The organism is Microbacterium sp. LWH11-1.2 (assembly GCF_038397745.1).
Taxonomy (GTDB): Bacteria; Actinomycetota; Actinomycetes; order Actinomycetales; family Microbacteriaceae; genus Microbacterium.
Genome location: NZ_CP151636.1, coordinates 2,030,086 through 2,046,855 on the forward strand (window position 1 = coordinate 2,030,086; position 16,770 = coordinate 2,046,855).

Genomic DNA, 16,770 nt, shown 5'->3' on the forward strand with positions numbered 1-16,770 from the left:
CTGCGAGTCAGGGCGCGGGCGGGACCGCGGCCTGCAGGTGGCGGATGACCGCGAGCACGCGACGGTGATCGTCCGCGTCGACCGGCAGGCCGAGCGCGTCGTAGATCCTCGAGGTGTGCTGCACCACGGCCTTCTCGCTCAGCACGAGCTGGGCCGCGATCGCGGCGTTGCTGCGGCCCTGCGCCATCAGGCCCAGCACCTCGACCTGTCGCGGGGTCAGGTGCGCCACGGCGGAGGTTCCGCGCCTCGCCCGCGCGACCAGCACCGAGACCACCTCGGGATCGAGCGCGGTGCCTCCGGCGGCGACACGGCGGATGTCCGCCGTGAACGTGCGGACATCCGAGATCCGCTGCTTGAGCAGATATCCGAACCCGCCGGCTCCGTCCTCGAGGAGCTCGGCCGCGTAACGGCGCTGCACATGCTGCGAGACGACGACCACGCCGATGCCCGGGTGGGCGCGACGGATCCGGAGCGCGGCGAGGAGCCCCTCGTCGGTGTGGGTGGGCGGCATCCGGATGTCGGTGAGCACCAGGTCGGGCAGATGGCGCTCGACCTCGCGTTCGAGCTCGACAGCGTCGCTGACGGCTGCCAGCACCTCGAATCCGTCATTCGTGAGGATGTGCGCGATGCCCTCCCGCAGCAGCACCTCGTCCTCGCCGATCACGACGCGCATGGCAGCTCCACCTCGATGTTGGTGCCGCGCAGCGGCTCCGACCGGATCGCGATGGTGCCCTGGAGGGCATCCACCCGGTCCGCGAGGCCCCGCAGCCCCACGCCGGCCCCGATCCGCGCGCCGCCGACGCCGTCGTCCTCGATCGCGATGGCGATCCGGCCGTCGCGCTGGCCCAGGGTCACGCGCACATGGGAGGCATCGGCATGCTTGACCGTGTTCGACAGCGCCTCGGCGATGATGAAGTAGGCCGTGTGGGCGGTCGACGTCGTGATGGCCGTCTCGTCGACCTGTGCGACGAGGGTGGCGGGCACCGACAGACGATCCACGAGGTCTTCGGTCGCGGCCACCAGCCCTCGCTCCAGCAGCGCCGCCGGCAGCACGTCGTGCACGAGCCGGCGCAGGTCCGCCGCCGCCAGGTCGATGCCGCGCCGCAGCTTCTCGATGTCTCCGGTCGTCGCCGATTCCGCGGCGGCGTCCGCGATGGTCTGGGCCTCGATCCCGAGGAGGACGAGCTGCATCTGCAGCCCGTCGTGCAGGTCGCGAGCGATGCGCGAGCGTTCGCGGTCGGCGGCGTCGACGATGCGCACACGGGATCGGGTGAGCGCCTCGTTGCTGACGAGCAGCTGCGTGGTCAGGCGCTCGCGGTCGAGGGCGATGGCGAGCACCTCGGCGGCGCGGCGCACCGGCCAGGGCTCGGCGATCATGCGCGCGTCGTACTCGATGCCGCCGACGAGCTCGTCGTCGACCCGCACCTGCAGCCAGGCCCGGTCGGGGTCGGCGGCATCCGGATCGACCGGTGCCCTCTCGCCGCGCTCGTCGATGTACTGACCGCGGGAGGCGTCCCAGTACGCGACACGGAGCGTGTCGTCACCGACGGTGGTCGCGAGCGCCTGGGCGACGGCGGGCCGGCTGGCCCCGCGGATCGCGAGCCATTCGCTCAGAGCCTCCAGCGGGGTGGTGCGTGTGAAGCCGCCGCGGAGCACGCCGAGGAGGAAGGCGATCGGGAGCCCGGCGAGCAGCAGACCCTGCAGGGAGACGACGACGTCGAATCCGACGCCCATCGGGAACAGGAGGTTCGGGAGCAGCGGCAGGCAGACGACGGCGAGGAGGCCGTAGGTGAACAGGGGGAGCAGCACCCGCCGATGGGCGGCGTCCGCCGCCCGCAGACGGCGCGCGAGCACGATCGCGGCCAGGGCCATCGACGTCAGGCCGAGCACGCTCTGCAGGAACGACAGCAGCTCGAATGCCGCGGTGCCCTCCGTGAGGGCGCGCGCCGTGTCGAACACGATGCAGGTCACGTAGCCGAGCACGACGGCGAGCACCGCCAGGCGTCCGCGCACGCGGCCGGACGGGAACGCCATGAGCAGGTGGATCGCCACACCCAGCGGGGTGGTCGCGAAGACGGCATTCACCCAGAAGAGCCCCGGAGCACCGACGTACCCCGTGCTGACGAGGAAGACCGAGACGGCGCCGATCAGAAGCAGCGGGCCGATCCCGTTGGTCGGTCTCCGCCACCAGGCGATGATCCCGGCGACCGCCCAGATCCACGCGAGCGCGACCAGACCGATGCCCGCGACCGGGTCACCGGCGCCCGTGGCGCCGACGGTGATCACGATCACGCCGGTCAGCGCGGCGAGGATGCCGATGAAGATCAGCGCGATCTCGAGGGATCCCATCCGACCGCCCTGCAGGCGTCTCGGTGTCGGTCGGGTGAGGGGCGAGACGGGGGCCTGTGATGACACGGATGGTCTCTCGTTGGGGATGCGGGTGAGGGTGGTTCCACACTGGCGGACGCCCGCCGGGAGAGCAACCGATCAGCGAGAGGCGGTGAGGCGTGTCTCTATCGGAGCCCACCCGCTCTCCAGCACCGCGAACCCGGCGTCGAGCGTGCCGAGCTGGTCGTCGTCCTCGTTGACGAGCAGTTGCATCTGCAGCACGAAGCGCGCGTAGACGCGGGTCTCGGCGGTGGGTCCCGGCAGGCCGAGCTCCTCGGCGATGGCGGCGGAGAGCGCGTCCTCGTGCCGCAGCCACATCTTCGCCGCGTAGTCGCGCAGTGCGGGAGTCTCGTTGAGGAAGCGCAGGAAGATGCGCGTGACGTCATTACCGTGCTCGTCGACGTTGGCACGGATCTCGGCGGCGTAGAAGTCGTGGATCGCCCGGTTGATCGTGCTGCCCTCCGGCCGGTCGCGCACGGCGGAGACGAGCCGGTCGCGCTGCTCGTCGTCCTCGTCGAAGACGAGCGCCTCCTTCTGCGGGAAGTGCGCGAACACGGTCGTGGGGGAGACGTCTGCGGCGTCTGCGACCTCGCGGATGCTCACGTTGTCGAATCCGCGCTCGAGGAACATCTTCGTCGCGACGTCGGAGATCGCCTTGCGCGTCGCGGCCTTCTTCCGCTCTCTGCGCCCGATCGGCGCGGCGGACGGCTGCTCGGTGGATGCCATGCGCTCAGCCTACCGCGCATTCGATACAAAACTGGCTTGACACCAAAACTGGTATCGATACACTTTCGGTATGACTTCACCAATTCTCCCCGTCCGAGGTGCGAAGCGCGCCTGGGTCATGCTCATCGTTCTCACGATGCTCACCGTCATCGGGATGACGGTCGTCCTCCCCGTTCTTCCCTTCGTCGTCCTGCAGTACGTGTCGGAGGAGAAGGACCTGGCCATCTGGGTCGGCATCCTCGAGGCCGTCAACGGACTCTGCGCCTTCCTCATCGCGCCGTTCCTCGGACGCCTCTCCGATCGCTTCGGTCGCCGGCCCGTCATCATCGCCGCCGCATTCGGCGCGGCGTTCTCCATGGCGCTGTTCGGCATCGGCGGTGCCCTCTGGGTCCTCGTGCTCGCGCGTGTCATACAGGGGATGACGGCGGGCGACCTGCCGGCGCTCTTCGCGTACCTCGCCGACATCACCCCGCCCGAGAAGCGCGCGCAGCGATTCGGCCTCCTCGGTGCGCTCTCCGGGATCGGCATGATGATCGGCCCGGCGATCGGCGGACTCCTGGCGGCGATCAGCATCCAGCTCCCCGTCTTCCTCACCGCCGCCGTGGCGCTGACCATCGCGATCCTCAGCATCTTCCTGCTCCCCGAGAGCCTCAAGCCCGAGAACCGCATCGGCGCGATCGCCCTGCGCGACGTCCAGCCGTTCGCCGTGTTCAAGAACGCTTTCGGCCGTCGGGAGCTCCGTGGACTGATGATCGGCTTCGGAATCCTGGCCCTGCCGTTCGGCTTCTTCGTGAACAACTTCAGCGTGCTCGCGCTCGACTCGATCCAGTGGGGGCCGACCCAGATCGGGCTGATGACGGCGGCGGTCGGCATCATCGACATCCTGATCCAGGGCGTCCTGCTCGGCATCCTGCTTCCGCGGATGGGCGAGCGCGGCGTCATCGTGAGCGGCATCGTCGCCCAGATGGTCGGACTCATCGGGCTCGCCGTCGTGGCCTCGATCTTCGCGCAGCCGTGGCTGTTCATCGTCGGCGCGCTCCTGCTCGCCGCAGGGCAGGGGGCCTCGCAGGCGGCGATGGACGGTGCCATGTCGAACGCGGTCGGCGACGACGAGCAGGGCTGGCTCGGCGGCGCGACGCAGTCCCTCAACGCGGCGATGGGCACGGTGGCGCCGCTCATCGCCGGCGCCCTCTACGTCACGATCAGTCACGCCGCGCCGTACTGGCTCGGCGCCGCGCTCATGATCGTCGCCGTGATCGTCGTGAGTCGTGCGCACATCGCGAACACGGCGAAGAGGTCGCCGAGCGCAGAGCCGGTCGAGCAGGCTCCGGTCGTCGCCTGAGATCGGATGCCGCGCCGGGTCGCCCGCCCTCGTGCGGGGGGAGGATGATGGTCTCATGGCCGCTCCTCATCGACCCGGCCTCCGGGTCACGGCGGGGGTCACGATCCCGGAGTCGGAGCTGTCCTGGCGGTTCTCCCGGTCATCCGGGCCCGGCGGGCAGGGCGTGAACACGGCCGACTCCCGCGCCGAGCTGGTCTGGGACGCCGCCGGCTCCTCGGCGCTGACCCCGGCGCAGCGCGAGCGTCTCCTCGAGCGTCTCAGTGGTCGCCTCGTCGACGGGGTCCTGACGATCGCGGCATCCGAGCACCGCGCCCAGCTGCGCAATCGGGATGCCGCTCGCGCCCGTCTCGCCGCCCTGGTCGCCGAGGCGCTGCGGCCGCCGCCGCCGTCGCGCCGACCGACGAAGCCGAGCCGGGGGTCGAAGGAACGGCGGCTGAAGGCCAAGCAGCGCCGCACCGACGTCAAGCAGCTGCGTCAACGCCCCCGCGATTCCTGATCATCGGCCGGCCGACGCGCGGTCCGGGATCAGCGCTGTGACCGCGGCGTCGGTGCGGGCGTGCTGCGGCGTGGCACGTAGTTCTTCCAGGCGGAGCGGAACCCCACGCCGCCGAACGTCATGAACCCGGCGGCGAAGACCGCTCCGACGGCGATCCCGACGCCGACGGCCCACTCGAACGTCCCGCCGCCCGCGACGATGGCCGAGCCGACGAGGAGCCCCGTCACGCAGGCGTTGACCACGATCAGCAGCATCACGGAGCTGCCGAGCAGGATGCTGACGCTGCGGCGCCGCAGGAACGAGTAGGTCAGCTTCATGCCGTCCTGATCGTCGTACGTCGAGGCGAGGAAGATCTCCTCGACGTGCGGGTCGAGGTCGACGTACGCGCCGCGGAGCCGGTTCATGGCGACCACGTACATCATGTCCTCCTCCGAGACGTTCATGACCCGCACCTGCGTCATGAAGCCGATGAGGCTCAGGAACGCCAGGATCGCTATCGATGCGCCGCCGAACCATCCGGAGAACCCCGAGGCCTGCCCCAGGACCCCGATCGTCACGAGTCCCGCCGACACGAGGGTGAGGAAGATCGTGATGCGGGTCAGCACCTCGCTCTGGGCGGTGCTGCGCGCGGCGAGCAGCCCCCAGTGCTCGGTCGCCAGGATCTGCGCGCGCCGAGCGAGCGCCGCATCCGACTCCGTCGCCGGTGCGGTGCGCTCTACCTCGGATGCCGTGCCCTCGCTGCCGTCCGCGGACGAGGACCCCGGCGAGGAGCGCTCGCCCATACCGACATCATGCACCCGCCCGCGGCGGGACGGAACGGCACTTCCGGTGAGCGCCCGGCCCCGGGGCCGGGCGCCTGCCGACGCGCCTACACTGTAAGGGTGGCGAGACTACTGATCGTCGGGGGCTTCCTGGCCGCCGTGTTCTGGGTGTTCAGCATCGTCGACTGCGCTGTGCAGCCGGCGACGCGGCACCGTGGTGTGCCCAAGGCCGCCTGGATCGCCATCGTGGTGCTGATCCCCGTCATCGGCGGCATCCTCTGGTTCACGATCGGCCGCCGTCGCGCGAACGATCAGGGCCAGCGTCGTGTGCTCGCACCCGACGACGACCCCACGTTCCTCCAGAGCATCGGCAAGACCGAGCAGGATGCCCGCATCAAGCGCCTCGAAGAGGAGCTCGCCCGCCTCGACGAGGAGACCGACGAGCCTCCCGCCGCGGATCCGCGCCCGTGACCTCATCGCCGGCGACCGATGCTGCGGCATCGCTGCTCGCCGATCTCGTCGCGCACGGCGTGCGCGACGTCGTGCTCTCGCCGGGTTCCCGGTCGCAGGCGCTCGCGCTCGCGGCGGTGCGCGTCGCCGACGAGGGGCTCCTGCGGGTGCACGTGCGCATCGACGAGCGCGTGGCCGGATTCACCGCGCTCGGAATCAGTCGTGAGACCGGCGTGCCCGTGGCTGTGCTGTGCACGTCGGGCACGGCCGTCGCCAATCTGCTCCCGGCGACGATGGAAGCCTTCCACTCCGGGGTGCCACTGCTGCTGCTGACGGCCGACCGCCCGCCCGAGCTCCGGGGCGTCGGGGCGAATCAGGCGACCCGGCAGGATGGACTCTTCCAGCGTTGGGTGCGCGACCAGATCGACGCGCCCGTCCCCGGCGACGGTGACTGGTCGGGCCTTGCCGCACGCGCGGTCGCGGCGGCGATGGGCGGCTCGGACTCCCCGCCCGGTCTCCCCGGTGTCGCCGGACCCGTGCATCTGAACCTGCCGTCCCGCGAGCCGCTCTCCGGGCTGCCACCGGAGCTCTCGATCGTCTCCGGCGACGCCCCTCGCCCCATCCCCGCCGAGTCCTTCGTGCTCGAGCGCGGACCTCGCACCGTGGTCGTCGCGGGCGCCGACGCGGGAGCCGCCGCCGAGGAGATCGCGCACGCCGGCAGCTGGCCCCTGATCGCCGAGATCGTCAGCGGATCCCGCTTCGGCCGCCAGCTCGTCCACGGCTACCGGGCGCTCCTGCGGCGCGACGACCTCGGCGGCCGCATCGAGCGGGTGGTCGTCCTGGGCCATCCGACGCTGAGCCGCGAGGTGACCGCGCTCCTGTCGCGGGACGGCGTCGACGTCGTCGCCGTGCGCCGGGGTGGCGAGGAGCTCAACCTCAACGGCCGCACTCTCGCCGTCGGTGCCGTCGCCGTCGCGGACGGCGACGCCGACCGCGCCTGGCTCGGAGAATGGCTCGCGGCCTCCGCGGCCGAAGTCGTCGACCTGAGCGAGCATGCCCCGGATCCCGAGGGACTCGCCTCGAAGGACTTCGCCGCCCGCCGCGAGGCCGTGAAGGCCGAGCTCGACGCCGTCCGCCGTCCTCTCGACCGGGAGCTCCTCGTCGACGCCGTGTGGCGGGCGACATGGCCGCACGATCGGCTGATGTTCGGGTCGTCGCGGCTCGTGCGCGTCGCAGACGCGGTGCTCGCCGGCAAGAAGGTCCCGGTGCACGCCAACCGCGGGCTGGCCGGCATCGACGGCACGATCGCCACCGCCACGGGCATCGCCCTCGCCAGTCAGGCCGCCGGCGCCCCGGGGATCACCCGCGTGCTGCTCGGCGACCTCGCCTTCCTGCACGATGTCGGCGCGCTGCTGCTCCCTCCCGACGAGACCGAACCCCGGCTGCAGGTGATCGTGGGCAACGACGGCGGCGGCACGATCTTCGATGCGCTCGAGGTCGCGGCATCCGCCCGTCCGAACGATCTCGACCGGGCCTTCTACACGCCGCACACCGTGCGGCTCGAGCACCTCGCACTCGCCTACGGCTGGGAGTACCAGCGGGTGACGACGCGCACTGCGCTCGACCAGGCGCTCACCTCGCCACGCGGCGGTCGTCAGATCATCGAGGTCCCGCTGGCCCGCTGACTGGCAGGATGTGCGTATGAACGCGCACACCTGGACGAACCTGCTGCGAGTCGGCGACGGTTTCCGCCTCGCTGACGTGGATCCCGACAGCAAGCCCGGCTACGACGAGGGCAAGGCGCAGGGGGCGAAGGATCTCGCCGCCGGGCTCGTGCGACTCAACGACCTGCAGGAGAGGCTCTTCGCCGAGAGCCGGGTCGGCACAGCCCAGGACTCCGTGCTCCTGGTGCTGCAGGCCATGGACTCGGCCGGCAAGGGCGGGATCGTGCGGCACGTCGTCGGCGGCGTCGACCCGCAGGGCGTCTCGCTCGCGGCCTTCAAGGCGCCGACGGCCGAGGAGCGTACGCACGACTTCCTCTGGCGCATCGAGAAGCGCCTGCCGGAACCCGGATTCATCGGCGTCTTCGACCGGTCCCACTACGAGGACGTGCTGATCGGACGCGTGCGCCAGCTCGCGGACGGGCCCGAGATCGAGCGCCGCTACGCCGCGATCAACGAGTTCGAGGCACGGGTCGCAGCGTCCGGCACCCGCATCGTCAAGGTCATGCTGCACATCTCTCCCGAGGAGCAGAAGGCCCGGCTGATGGAGCGCCTCGAACGACCGGACAAGCACTGGAAGTACAACCCGGGCGATGTGGACGAGCGACTGCTGTGGCCGAAGTACATGGAGGCCTACCAGACCGTTTTCGACCGCACGTCCACCGAGGCCGCACCCTGGTACGTCGTTCCGGCGAACTCCAAGTGGTTCGCGCGTCTGGCTGTGCAGGAGCTGCTGCTCGCGGCTCTCGAGGACATCGATCCGCAATGGCCGAGGGCCGACTTCGACGTCGAGGCGGAGAAGAAGCGTCTCGCCGCGAGCTGACCCCTACCGGTCGTTGAGCGAGGAGCGCAGCGACGAGACGAAACGCGTCAGGCGAGGGCGTCGACCAGCGGGCGGAACTTGACCCTGGTCTCGAGCAGCTCCGACTCCGGGTCGGAACCGGCGACGATGCCCGCGCCCGCATAGGCGATCACCCGGATGTCGTCGGCGGCCGCGGTGAACTGCGCGCAGCGCAGCGCGATGCCCCACTCGCCGTTGCCCGCAGCATCCACCCACCCCACCGGCCCCGCATAGCGGCCGCGGTCGAAGGGCTCGAGGTCGCGGATCGCGGCGATCGCGGCCGCCGTCGGCGTCCCGGCGACCGCCGCGGTCGGATGCAGCGCCCGCACGAGATCGAGCGCCGACTCGCCGTTTCCGAGCTCGCCCTCGACGTCGGTCGCCAGGTGGAACAGATTCGGCAGCTTGAGCAGGAACGGCTGCTCGCTCGCAGCGAGCGCCCGTGTGTGCGGGCGGAGCGAGGCGAGCACGCTCTGCACGGCGTACTGATGCTCGTCGAGATCCTTCGTGCTCGAGGCGAGATGAGCGGATGCCGCGGTGTCGGCATCCGCGTCGGCCCCGCGCCCGATCGTGCCGGCGAGGACCCGGGCCGTGACGGTGCCGTTCTGCACGGTCACCAGCGTCTCGGGGCTCGCGCCGATCAGCCCGTCGACCGCGAACGCCCAGGTGTCGGGGTAGCCCGTCGACAGGGCGCGGACCAGGCGGCGCAGATCGGAGCCGGCCGGGATGCTGCCGGTGAGGTCTCGGGCCAGCACGACCTTGCTCAGCTCGCCGCCGGCGATGCGCGCGAGCGCGGCGCGGACGGAGTCCTGGTAGCCCTGCGGGCTCTGCGCACCGGGGCCGACAGTGCCCGCCCAGTGGGGTCCGTACGGGTGGGTGGCGAACTCCTCGTCGGGATCCGATGCTCCGGCGACGCGGATGCGGGTCTCCCAGAACCGGTCGCCGTGGCGACCGAGCACCTTCGTGGGCACCACGAGCACGCTGTCGGCGGCCGACTCCTCGTCGAAGGCGAAGGCGCCGAAGGCCACCAGCCCCGTGCCGGGGAGGCCGACGGCGTCATCGATCTCCGCCTGGGCGGCCATGCCGCGCCAGAACGTGGCGAGGGCTGCGCTGCGCGGCTCGTCTCCGGCGGGCGGGCGGATCGCGGCGAGGGGCTCGCCGACCGACACGATGCCATCGCCGCGGCGCAGCCAGGCGAGCGGGCGGGCGGGATCCGCGTAGGCCAGGAGGTCCTCGACCGGGTCGATCTCGCGGGTCTCCACGACCAGGTGGGTGGTGTGCACGTCTCCAGCCTATGCCGCGCGGATGACCGGAACCGCGCCATCGTAGGGTGGGCGCATGAGCGATGCACGTCCTGCCACAGGTGCCGAGATGATCTTCCAGTGGCGCAAGTGGGACGGCGCGCCGCACTGGCGCCACGAGTGCGTGTACCTCGGCTCAGACGAGTGGGGCGACTGGATCGGGCAGCCGGTCGGGTGGAGCAGCGCCCGTCCCGGCGCGCAGTTCGTCGCCGCCGGCCCGAACGTCACGCTCGTGCCGCGGCAGACCGACTTCGCGCTCACGGTCAACCGCGATCACCCGAACGGCATGCGCATCTACATCGACCTCGGATGGGATGTCCGGTGGTCGGCGGAGCCGCTTCTCGCGACCGGCATCGACATGGACCTCGATGTCGTGCGCGTCGAGGGCGAGCGTGGCACCTGGGTCGACGATCGCGACGAGTGGGCGGAGCACAGCCTGCAGTACGGGTACCCGGCGGAGATCATGACACGGCTCGAGGCGCTCGCGCTCGATCTCGAAGAGCGGGTCCGCGCGCAGATCGCGCCGTTCGACGATGCCACCGCCGATGCCTGGCTCGATCGCCTCGAAGCCCTGGACCTCGCGCCTAGACTGAACGCGTGACCCCGAACGAGAAGAACCGCGCCGATCTCGGCAAGGACCCCGCCCGCGTCAGCGGCATGTTCGACCAGGTCGCCGCCGGCTACGACCGCACCAACACGGCGATGACCTTCGGCAACGACGCGCTCTGGCGCGCGGCGACGACGAGGGCCGTGGCGCCGAAGCCGGGGGAGCGCATCCTCGACCTCGGGGCGGGCACCGCATCGTCGTCGGCATCCCTCGCCCGCAGCGGCGCAGAGGTGGTCGCCGCCGACTTCTCACCGGGGATGCTGGCCGAGGGACAGCGCCGACACGGCGCGATGCGCAACCTCTCCTTCGTCCAGGCCGACGCGACCGACCTTCCCTTCGCGGATGCCGAGTTCGACGCGGTCACGATGTCGTACGCCCTGCGCAACGTCAGCGATCCGAAGAAGGCGCTCCGCGAGCTGCTCCGCGTGACGAAGCCGGGAGGCCGCCTCGTCATCAACGAGTTCTCCACGCCTCCGGGCAAGCTCTTCCGCGGCGCCTACCGGTTCTACAACGACCAGGTGCTGCCCCGGGTCGCCCGTGTCGCGGGGACGAACGGCGACGCCTACGACTACCTCAACGAGTCGATCCGGGAGTGGCCCGACCAGAAGAAGCTCTCCGCCTGGATCCGCGAGGCGGGCTGGGCCGAGGTGGCCTATCGCAACCTCTCCTTCGGCATCGTGGCCCTCCACAGAGCGCGCAAGCCCGAGTGAGAATCCCGGGCGCAATCCGCCGCACCCGACGAAGGTAGGCTGGGACCGTGACTTCGAGCCCCATCGCCCCGGGGTCGCGACTGGCGAGCCGTCTCGGCTTCAGCGATCGCGTCTTCATCGGCCCCGCCGCCCGCCGCGTCGCGCGCGCCATCGAAGACGGTCTGGAGCGCGTCGAGACCGGACTCGCCGAAGACGTGCGCGTCGCCGATCCGCTCGCCGACGCCGCCAGCCGCTATCTCTACGAGGCCGGTGGCAAGCGCATCCGTCCCGTGCTGACCCTTCTCGCCGCGCAGCTCGGCGACGGCAACACCGACGAGGTGATCGACGTCGCCAAGGCGCTCGAGATCACGCATCTCGGCTCGCTGTACCACGACGACGTCATGGACGGCGCCGATCGCCGCCGCGGGGTCCCCGCCGCGCATGCGGTCTGGGGCAACAGCATCGCGATCCTCACCGGCGACATCCTGTTCTCCCGCGCCAGCCAGCTCATGTCGCGACTGGGCGAGCGCGCCATCCGTCTCCAGGCCGACACGTTCGAACGACTCGTGCTCGGCCAGATGCACGAGACCATCGGCGCGCAGCCCGACGACGATCCGATCCAGTTCTACATCCAGGTGCTCGCCGACAAGACGGGTTCGCTGATCGCCGCCGCGACGCAGGGCGGTGTGATCTTCTCGAACGCTCCCGTGGAGTACGAAGAGCCGATGCGCGTCTACGGTGAGAAGATCGGCGTCGCTTTCCAGCTCATGGACGACGTGATCGACCTCTCGGCGAAGCCCGAGGACACCGGCAAGGTCCCGGGCACCGATCTGCGTGCCGGCGTGCCCACCATGCCGTACCTGCTGCTCAAGGCCGAGACGGACGCGACATCGATCGACCTCGGCGCGCGTATCGATGCCGGTGTGGCGCTCATCGCCGACGGCGCCGATCCGGCGATCCTCGACGGACCGCTCGACGAGCTGCGCGATCACGCCGTGACGACGAAGACCCTGGAACTCGCCCACGCCTGGACGCAGGACGCGATCGACGCGCTCGGACCGCTCCCGCGAGGCACGGTGCGTGAGGCGCTGACCCGATTCGCAGAGACCCTCGCCGATCGCTCCAGCTGAATCCGGCGATGCGACCCACGCGGTCGCACGACGGGCGCGACGGCACACGAAAGGACCTCCCATGACCAAGCTCAGACTGGCCATCGTCGGTGCGGGCCCCGCAGGCATCTACGCCGCGGACATCCTGCTGAAGGCCGAGCGCAAGTTCGACGTCTCCATCGACCTGTTCGAGCAGCTTCCGGCGCCCTACGGCCTCGTCCGCTACGGCGTCGCCCCCGATCACCCCCGCATCAAGGGCATCATCACGGCCCTCCGCGATGTGCTCGACCGCGGCGACATCCGCCTGTTCGGGAACGTCCGCTTCGGCGAGGACATCACGCTCGAAGACCTCAAGCACCACTACAACGCCGTGATCTTCGCGACCGGCGCCATCAGGGACACGTCGATGGACATCCCCGGTGTCGACGCCGTCGCCTCCTACGGCGCCGCCGACTACGTCAGCTGGTTCGACGGCCACCCCGACGTGCCGCGCGAGTGGCCGCTGGATGCCGAATCGGTCGCCGTGATCGGCAACGGCAACGTGGCGCTCGACGTCGCGCGGATGCTGGCCAAGCATGCCGAGGATCTGCTCGTCACCGAGGTTCCGGCGAACGTCTACGAGGGCCTGCAGGCGAGCGCGGTCACCGACGTGCACGTGTTCGGGCGCCGCGGCCCCGCGCAGGTGAAGTTCACGCCGCTGGAGCTGCGCGAGCTCGGCGAGCTCCGCGACGTCGACATGGTCGTCTACGACGAGGACTTCGACTACGACGACGCCTCCAAGGAGGCGGTCGCCAGCAACAAGCAGGTCATGGTCATCGACCGCGTCCTGCAGTCGTGGCGCAAGCGCGACTCGGTGAACAACGCGGGCGGCACCGCATCGCGACGCCTGCACCTGCACTTCTGGGCGCGGCCCGTCGAGGTCCGCAAGGACGAGAGCGGCCGCGTCGCGGCGCTCGTGTACGAGCGCACCCAGCCGGACGGCGAGGGCGGCGCGGTCGGCACCGGTGAGCTGCGCGAGGTCCCGATCCAGGCGCTGTACCGCGCGATCGGCTACTTCGGCTCGCCGCTGCCCGGAGTGCCGTTCGACAAGAAGCACGGCGTGATCCCGAACCGCGAGGGACAGGTGCTCGCGAAGGACTCGAACCAGCGGGTGCCCGGCATCTACGCGACGGGCTGGATCAAGCGCGGACCGGTCGGCCTGATCGGTCACACCAAGTCCGACGCCATGGAGACCGTCCGGCACATCATCAACGACCAGGGGTCGTGGTGGCAGCCGGAGGACCCCTCGGAGGAGTCGATCCCCGCTCTCCTGCAGGAGCGCGGCGTGAAGTGGACCGACCTCGAGGGATGGCACCGCCTGGACGAACACGAGATCGGTCTCGGCGCACCGCACGAGCGCGCTCGCGTGAAGGTCGTCCCGCGCGACGAGATGGTGCGGGTCTCGCGCGGCGAGTAGCACCGTCATCCGATCGTTGCGAGCCGATCCCCTCGTGTCGGGGCTGTCCTCCTAGGCTGAGAGCATGCGACGGCGACCTCTCCTCATCCTCGGCGCGGTGGCGCTGCTCCTCGTGTCGGGATGTGCACCGACGCCGGAGCCCACTCCCACGGCATCCGTGGAGCCGTCGCCCAGCCCGACACCGACGCCGACCTCGGATCCGATCGTCGCGCCGACGCCCGCGTTCGACGTGACGTGCGACGACGTCGCGGCGGAGATGTCCGCTCTCGTCGGCGCGCCGGCGGGGGCGGTGGAGGAGACGCTCTCGCGCGTCTCGATGCCCAACTGGTACCCCGGACCCGCGCTGTACGCGTTCCAGCGCGCCGGCGGCATCGCCTGCTCGACGGGAGACGACTCGCGCAGCTGGGAGGTCACGGTCGTTCCCCGGGCGCAGACCGTGATCACGGGTGCGGAGTCCCGCGGCGGATGGTGGGGCGAGGAGTCGCGCTGCGAAGACAACGGGATCTGCGTCTTCCAGGTGCTCGACGGAGACGTGCTCGTCTCCGCTCAGATGATGGAGCCGGAGGTCGGCTCCGGCGATGCCGCGCGCATCGACGAGGGCCTTCGCCGCATCGCCGCCGCGGCCGTCGCGACGAGCAAGGACGTCGAGCTCGCCCCCAGCGACATCGTCGGCGTGGAGTGCGCGCAGTTCCTGACCAAGGACGAACTCGCCGAGGAACTCGGCACAGAGGTGTTCCTCATCGACTCCTTCGGGGGCTGGGGCATCCCGTCGGAGATCTACCAGGCCGTCAACGGCTCGCGCATCTGCTACTACGCCTCCAGTGAGAGCGAGTACGAGTCGCAGGGATACCTGACGATCACCACGCTCCCCGGCGGCGCGTGGGCCTTCGAGCTGATCGAGGGCGGCACGGCCGTCGAGATCGAGGGAGCAGATGCCGCGCTCCGCGGCGTCGACGAGTTCGATCGCCCTGTCCTCGATGTGCGCGTAGGCTCCGACTGGATCCGCCTCACCACCTTCGAGGGCTCCGGGATCTCCGACCTGACGCAGGTCGCCGAGCACGTCGTGCAGAACTTCACGGTCGGGCGTCCGGCGCCGCAGTAGCGTCCTCGGCTAGCCTGGCCGCAGGGGGTGGAGCGCATGGCCGACTGGATCGCAGACGTTCTCGGCGAGGAGTTCGAGCAGCTCACCCTCGAGCTCGGCGACGACGACCAGGGCCCGGTCGTGGCGACTCTCGTGCGGGCGCTGCCGCCCGTGCAGGGGTGGTGGGATCGGCTGCGGGGGAGGCGCCCCCTGCTGGATGACGTCGACGTGCTGTACGTGCACGGGTGGTCCGACTACTTCTTCCAGAAGCGCCTCGCCCGCTTCTGGACGGCGAGGGGAGCGCGCTTCTTCGCGCTCGACCTGCGCAAATACGGTCGCAGTCTCCGCGACGGCCAGACGCCGGGATACGTCGCCGATCTCGCGACCTACGACGAGGACATCGCCGCAGCGCTCGGTGCGATGGGGCACGCGATCGACGGGAGCGACAGCCGACGGCTCGTGCTCCTCGGTCACTCGACGGGCGGACTGACCCTGAGCCTGTGGGCATCGCGTCATCCGGATGCCGCGGACGCGGTGATCCTGAACAGCCCGTGGCTGGAGTTCCAGATCGCCCCGGTGCGTGCGGCGATCGCGCCGATGGTCGAGCTGCAGGCACGGCTCCGTCCGCGGGAGGTGGCCCCTCAGGTCGATCTGGGCTTCTACTCGAGGGCGCAGCAGGAGGTCGCCGATCCGGACGATCCCATGGAGGTGAATCCGCTCTGGCGCCCCACCCAGACGATGGCGGTGTATGCCGGCTGGCTGCACGCGATCCTCTCGGGCCATCGCACCGTCGCGTCGGGACTCTCGATCCCCGTTCCGGTGTGCGTGCTCCTCTCGGCCCGTTCGGCCGTGCCCACCCGCTGGTCGGAAGAGCTCACCGCGGCCGACTCCGTGCTGGTGGTCGACGACATCGCGCGCGCGGCCCTGCGCCTCGGCTCGTCCGTGACCGTCGAGCGGATCGACGGGGCGCTGCACGACGTCTTCCTCTCACGGCGCGAGGCGAGGGAAGACGCCTATCGGCGCCTCGAGCGCTGGGTCACCGGCTGGCAGGCGTCCGGCGGAGCGCTCGTTCAGAGATAGTGCATCGCCCGGGTGAGGCGCTCCGCCTCATCCCCGTCGCCGCGGAGGACGGCGTCATGGAACTCGACGTAGACCTGCAGCATCCGCTCCCGGTCGTCGACGGGCACGGTCCAGTGACGGAGATTGCGCAGGAGCGCGACCGTCGTCTCCTCGATGACCGTGCAGTGCTGGGCGTTCTGGCTGTGCGCGCCGAGGTAGGCGAACACGTCCCAGCGGGTGTCTACGGTCAGCGTGCTGTCATGGAGCGAGTCGTACATCGCCTCCACGAGTCCGGCGACATGCGCGCGCTGCGCGGCGCTGAGCTGCGGGACGGCGAGGCGGGCGGCGATACCCGCCTGGTACCCCGCGAACGCGAGCGACTGTGCCACGGTGTCGGTCGTGACCTCGGTGACCTCGGTGTACCGACTCGGGTACATCGTCACCATCCCCAGGCGCTCCAGGCGCTGCAGCGCTTCCCGCACCGGCGTCCGGGAGACGTGCATCCGCTCGGCCACGTCGAGATCGCGGATGCGCTGCCCCGGGGCCAGTGTGCCGTCGACGATCTGCCGGCCGATGTGCTGGAAGACCTCCTCCGCCAGCAGTTGCTTGTTCTCGCCCACGTTCTTCGTTCCCATGCTGCCCATGGACCCCCGCCCCCAATTGCTCTTCCTTCTCCTGCTACGTGATGCGCCCGGGTGGGCCTCTCATCACAGATCGCGCAGGATGCCAACACACTACGCGCATAA

17 protein-coding genes are annotated in these 16,770 nt (G+C 70.6%); 11 read left to right on the forward strand and 6 right to left on the reverse strand.

Features of this window, described 5'->3' with window-relative positions:
* Window positions 1–7 precede the first annotated feature (7 nt).
* From MRBLWH11_RS09715 to MRBLWH11_RS09725, 3 genes are all read right to left on the reverse strand, one after another.
* Entirely contained in the window at window positions 8–673 is a 666-nt protein-coding gene (locus MRBLWH11_RS09715) for a response regulator transcription factor (protein WP_341947738.1), read from the reverse strand.
* A complete protein-coding gene (locus MRBLWH11_RS09720; protein WP_341947740.1) occupies window positions 661–2,349 on the reverse strand; it encodes an ATP-binding protein in 1,689 nt (562 codons plus the stop codon). Before MRBLWH11_RS09720 ends, MRBLWH11_RS09715 begins: the two co-directional genes overlap by 13 nt.
* Before the next feature lie 138 nt (window positions 2,350–2,487).
* Window positions 2,488–3,114, reverse strand: a complete 627-nt coding sequence (locus MRBLWH11_RS09725) for a TetR/AcrR family transcriptional regulator (RefSeq protein ID WP_341947741.1) — start codon at window positions 3,112–3,114, stop codon at window positions 2,488–2,490.
* A 70-nt stretch (window positions 3,115–3,184) separates the two neighbouring features.
* Here MRBLWH11_RS09725 and MRBLWH11_RS09730 point away from each other — a divergent pair, with 70 nt between their 5' ends.
* Window positions 3,185–4,456, forward strand: a complete 1,272-nt coding sequence (locus tag MRBLWH11_RS09730) for an MFS transporter (protein ID WP_341947742.1) — start codon at window positions 3,185–3,187, stop codon at window positions 4,454–4,456.
* Between the two features lie 55 nt (window positions 4,457–4,511).
* Window positions 4,512–4,952 (forward strand): alternative ribosome rescue aminoacyl-tRNA hydrolase ArfB, encoded by a 441-nt coding sequence (arfB, locus tag MRBLWH11_RS09735; RefSeq protein ID WP_116635656.1) that lies wholly within the window; start codon window positions 4,512–4,514, stop codon window positions 4,950–4,952.
* A gap of 29 nt (window positions 4,953–4,981) precedes the next feature.
* On the opposite strand, the gene MRBLWH11_RS09740 is transcribed toward arfB, so the two are convergent.
* On the reverse strand, window positions 4,982–5,734 hold the full coding sequence (locus MRBLWH11_RS09740) for a hypothetical protein (protein ID WP_116635657.1): 753 nt from the start codon (window positions 5,732–5,734) through the stop codon (window positions 4,982–4,984).
* Between the two features lie 99 nt (window positions 5,735–5,833).
* Here MRBLWH11_RS09740 and MRBLWH11_RS09745 point away from each other — a divergent pair, with 99 nt between their 5' ends.
* Genes MRBLWH11_RS09745 through MRBLWH11_RS09755 form a run of 3 tightly spaced genes read left to right on the forward strand, consistent with a single transcriptional unit; the run spans window position 5,834 to window position 8,707 of the window.
* A complete protein-coding gene (locus MRBLWH11_RS09745; protein ID WP_116635658.1) occupies window positions 5,834–6,184 on the forward strand; it encodes a PLD nuclease N-terminal domain-containing protein in 351 nt (116 codons plus the stop codon).
* Window positions 6,181–7,848 carry a 2-succinyl-5-enolpyruvyl-6-hydroxy-3-cyclohexene-1-carboxylic-acid synthase gene (gene menD / locus MRBLWH11_RS09750; RefSeq protein ID WP_341947744.1) on the forward strand — a complete coding sequence of 556 codons (1,668 nt, stop codon included), beginning with the start codon at window positions 6,181–6,183 and terminating at the stop codon, window positions 7,846–7,848. Before MRBLWH11_RS09745 ends, menD begins: the two co-directional genes overlap by 4 nt.
* Before the next feature lie 16 nt (window positions 7,849–7,864).
* The gene (locus tag MRBLWH11_RS09755) at window positions 7,865–8,707 is read left to right on the forward strand and encodes a polyphosphate kinase 2 family protein (RefSeq protein WP_341947745.1); all 843 of its coding nucleotides are present in this window, start codon (window positions 7,865–7,867) and stop codon (window positions 8,705–8,707) included.
* 47 nt (window positions 8,708–8,754) lie between these two features.
* Here the strand turns inward: MRBLWH11_RS09755 and MRBLWH11_RS09760 are convergent, their stop codons facing one another.
* Window positions 8,755–10,005 (reverse strand): isochorismate synthase, encoded by a 1,251-nt coding sequence (locus tag MRBLWH11_RS09760; protein ID WP_341947746.1) that lies wholly within the window; start codon window positions 10,003–10,005, stop codon window positions 8,755–8,757.
* 55 nt (window positions 10,006–10,060) lie between these two features.
* Here MRBLWH11_RS09760 and MRBLWH11_RS09765 point away from each other — a divergent pair, with 55 nt between their 5' ends.
* From MRBLWH11_RS09765 to MRBLWH11_RS09790, 6 genes are all read left to right on the forward strand, one after another.
* Entirely contained in the window at window positions 10,061–10,624 is a 564-nt protein-coding gene (locus tag MRBLWH11_RS09765; protein WP_341947747.1) for a hypothetical protein, read from the forward strand.
* Window positions 10,621–11,340, forward strand: a complete 720-nt coding sequence (locus MRBLWH11_RS09770; RefSeq protein ID WP_116635663.1) for a class I SAM-dependent methyltransferase — start codon at window positions 10,621–10,623, stop codon at window positions 11,338–11,340. The genes MRBLWH11_RS09765 and MRBLWH11_RS09770 overlap by 4 nt, the downstream gene beginning before the upstream one ends.
* Window positions 11,341–11,387: 47 nt before the next feature.
* Window positions 11,388–12,449: a polyprenyl synthetase family protein gene (locus MRBLWH11_RS09775; protein WP_116635664.1), complete on the forward strand. Its 1,062-nt coding sequence runs from the start codon at window positions 11,388–11,390 to the stop codon at window positions 12,447–12,449.
* A 61-nt stretch (window positions 12,450–12,510) separates the two neighbouring features.
* Window positions 12,511–13,884, forward strand: a complete 1,374-nt coding sequence (locus MRBLWH11_RS09780; protein ID WP_116635665.1) for an FAD-dependent oxidoreductase — start codon at window positions 12,511–12,513, stop codon at window positions 13,882–13,884.
* Window positions 13,885–13,948: 64 nt separating this feature from the next.
* Complete coding sequence (locus MRBLWH11_RS09785) at window positions 13,949–14,986, forward strand: hypothetical protein (protein WP_341947749.1); 1,038 nt, start codon at window positions 13,949–13,951, stop codon at window positions 14,984–14,986.
* A 36-nt stretch (window positions 14,987–15,022) separates the two neighbouring features.
* Entirely contained in the window at window positions 15,023–16,045 is a 1,023-nt protein-coding gene (locus tag MRBLWH11_RS09790; RefSeq protein WP_341947750.1) for an alpha/beta hydrolase, read from the forward strand.
* On the opposite strand, the gene MRBLWH11_RS09795 is transcribed toward MRBLWH11_RS09790, so the two are convergent.
* Complete coding sequence (locus MRBLWH11_RS09795) at window positions 16,036–16,659, reverse strand: GntR family transcriptional regulator (protein WP_341947752.1); 624 nt, start codon at window positions 16,657–16,659, stop codon at window positions 16,036–16,038. The genes MRBLWH11_RS09790 and MRBLWH11_RS09795 overlap by 10 nt on opposite strands.
* Window positions 16,660–16,770: the final 111 nt, after the last annotated feature.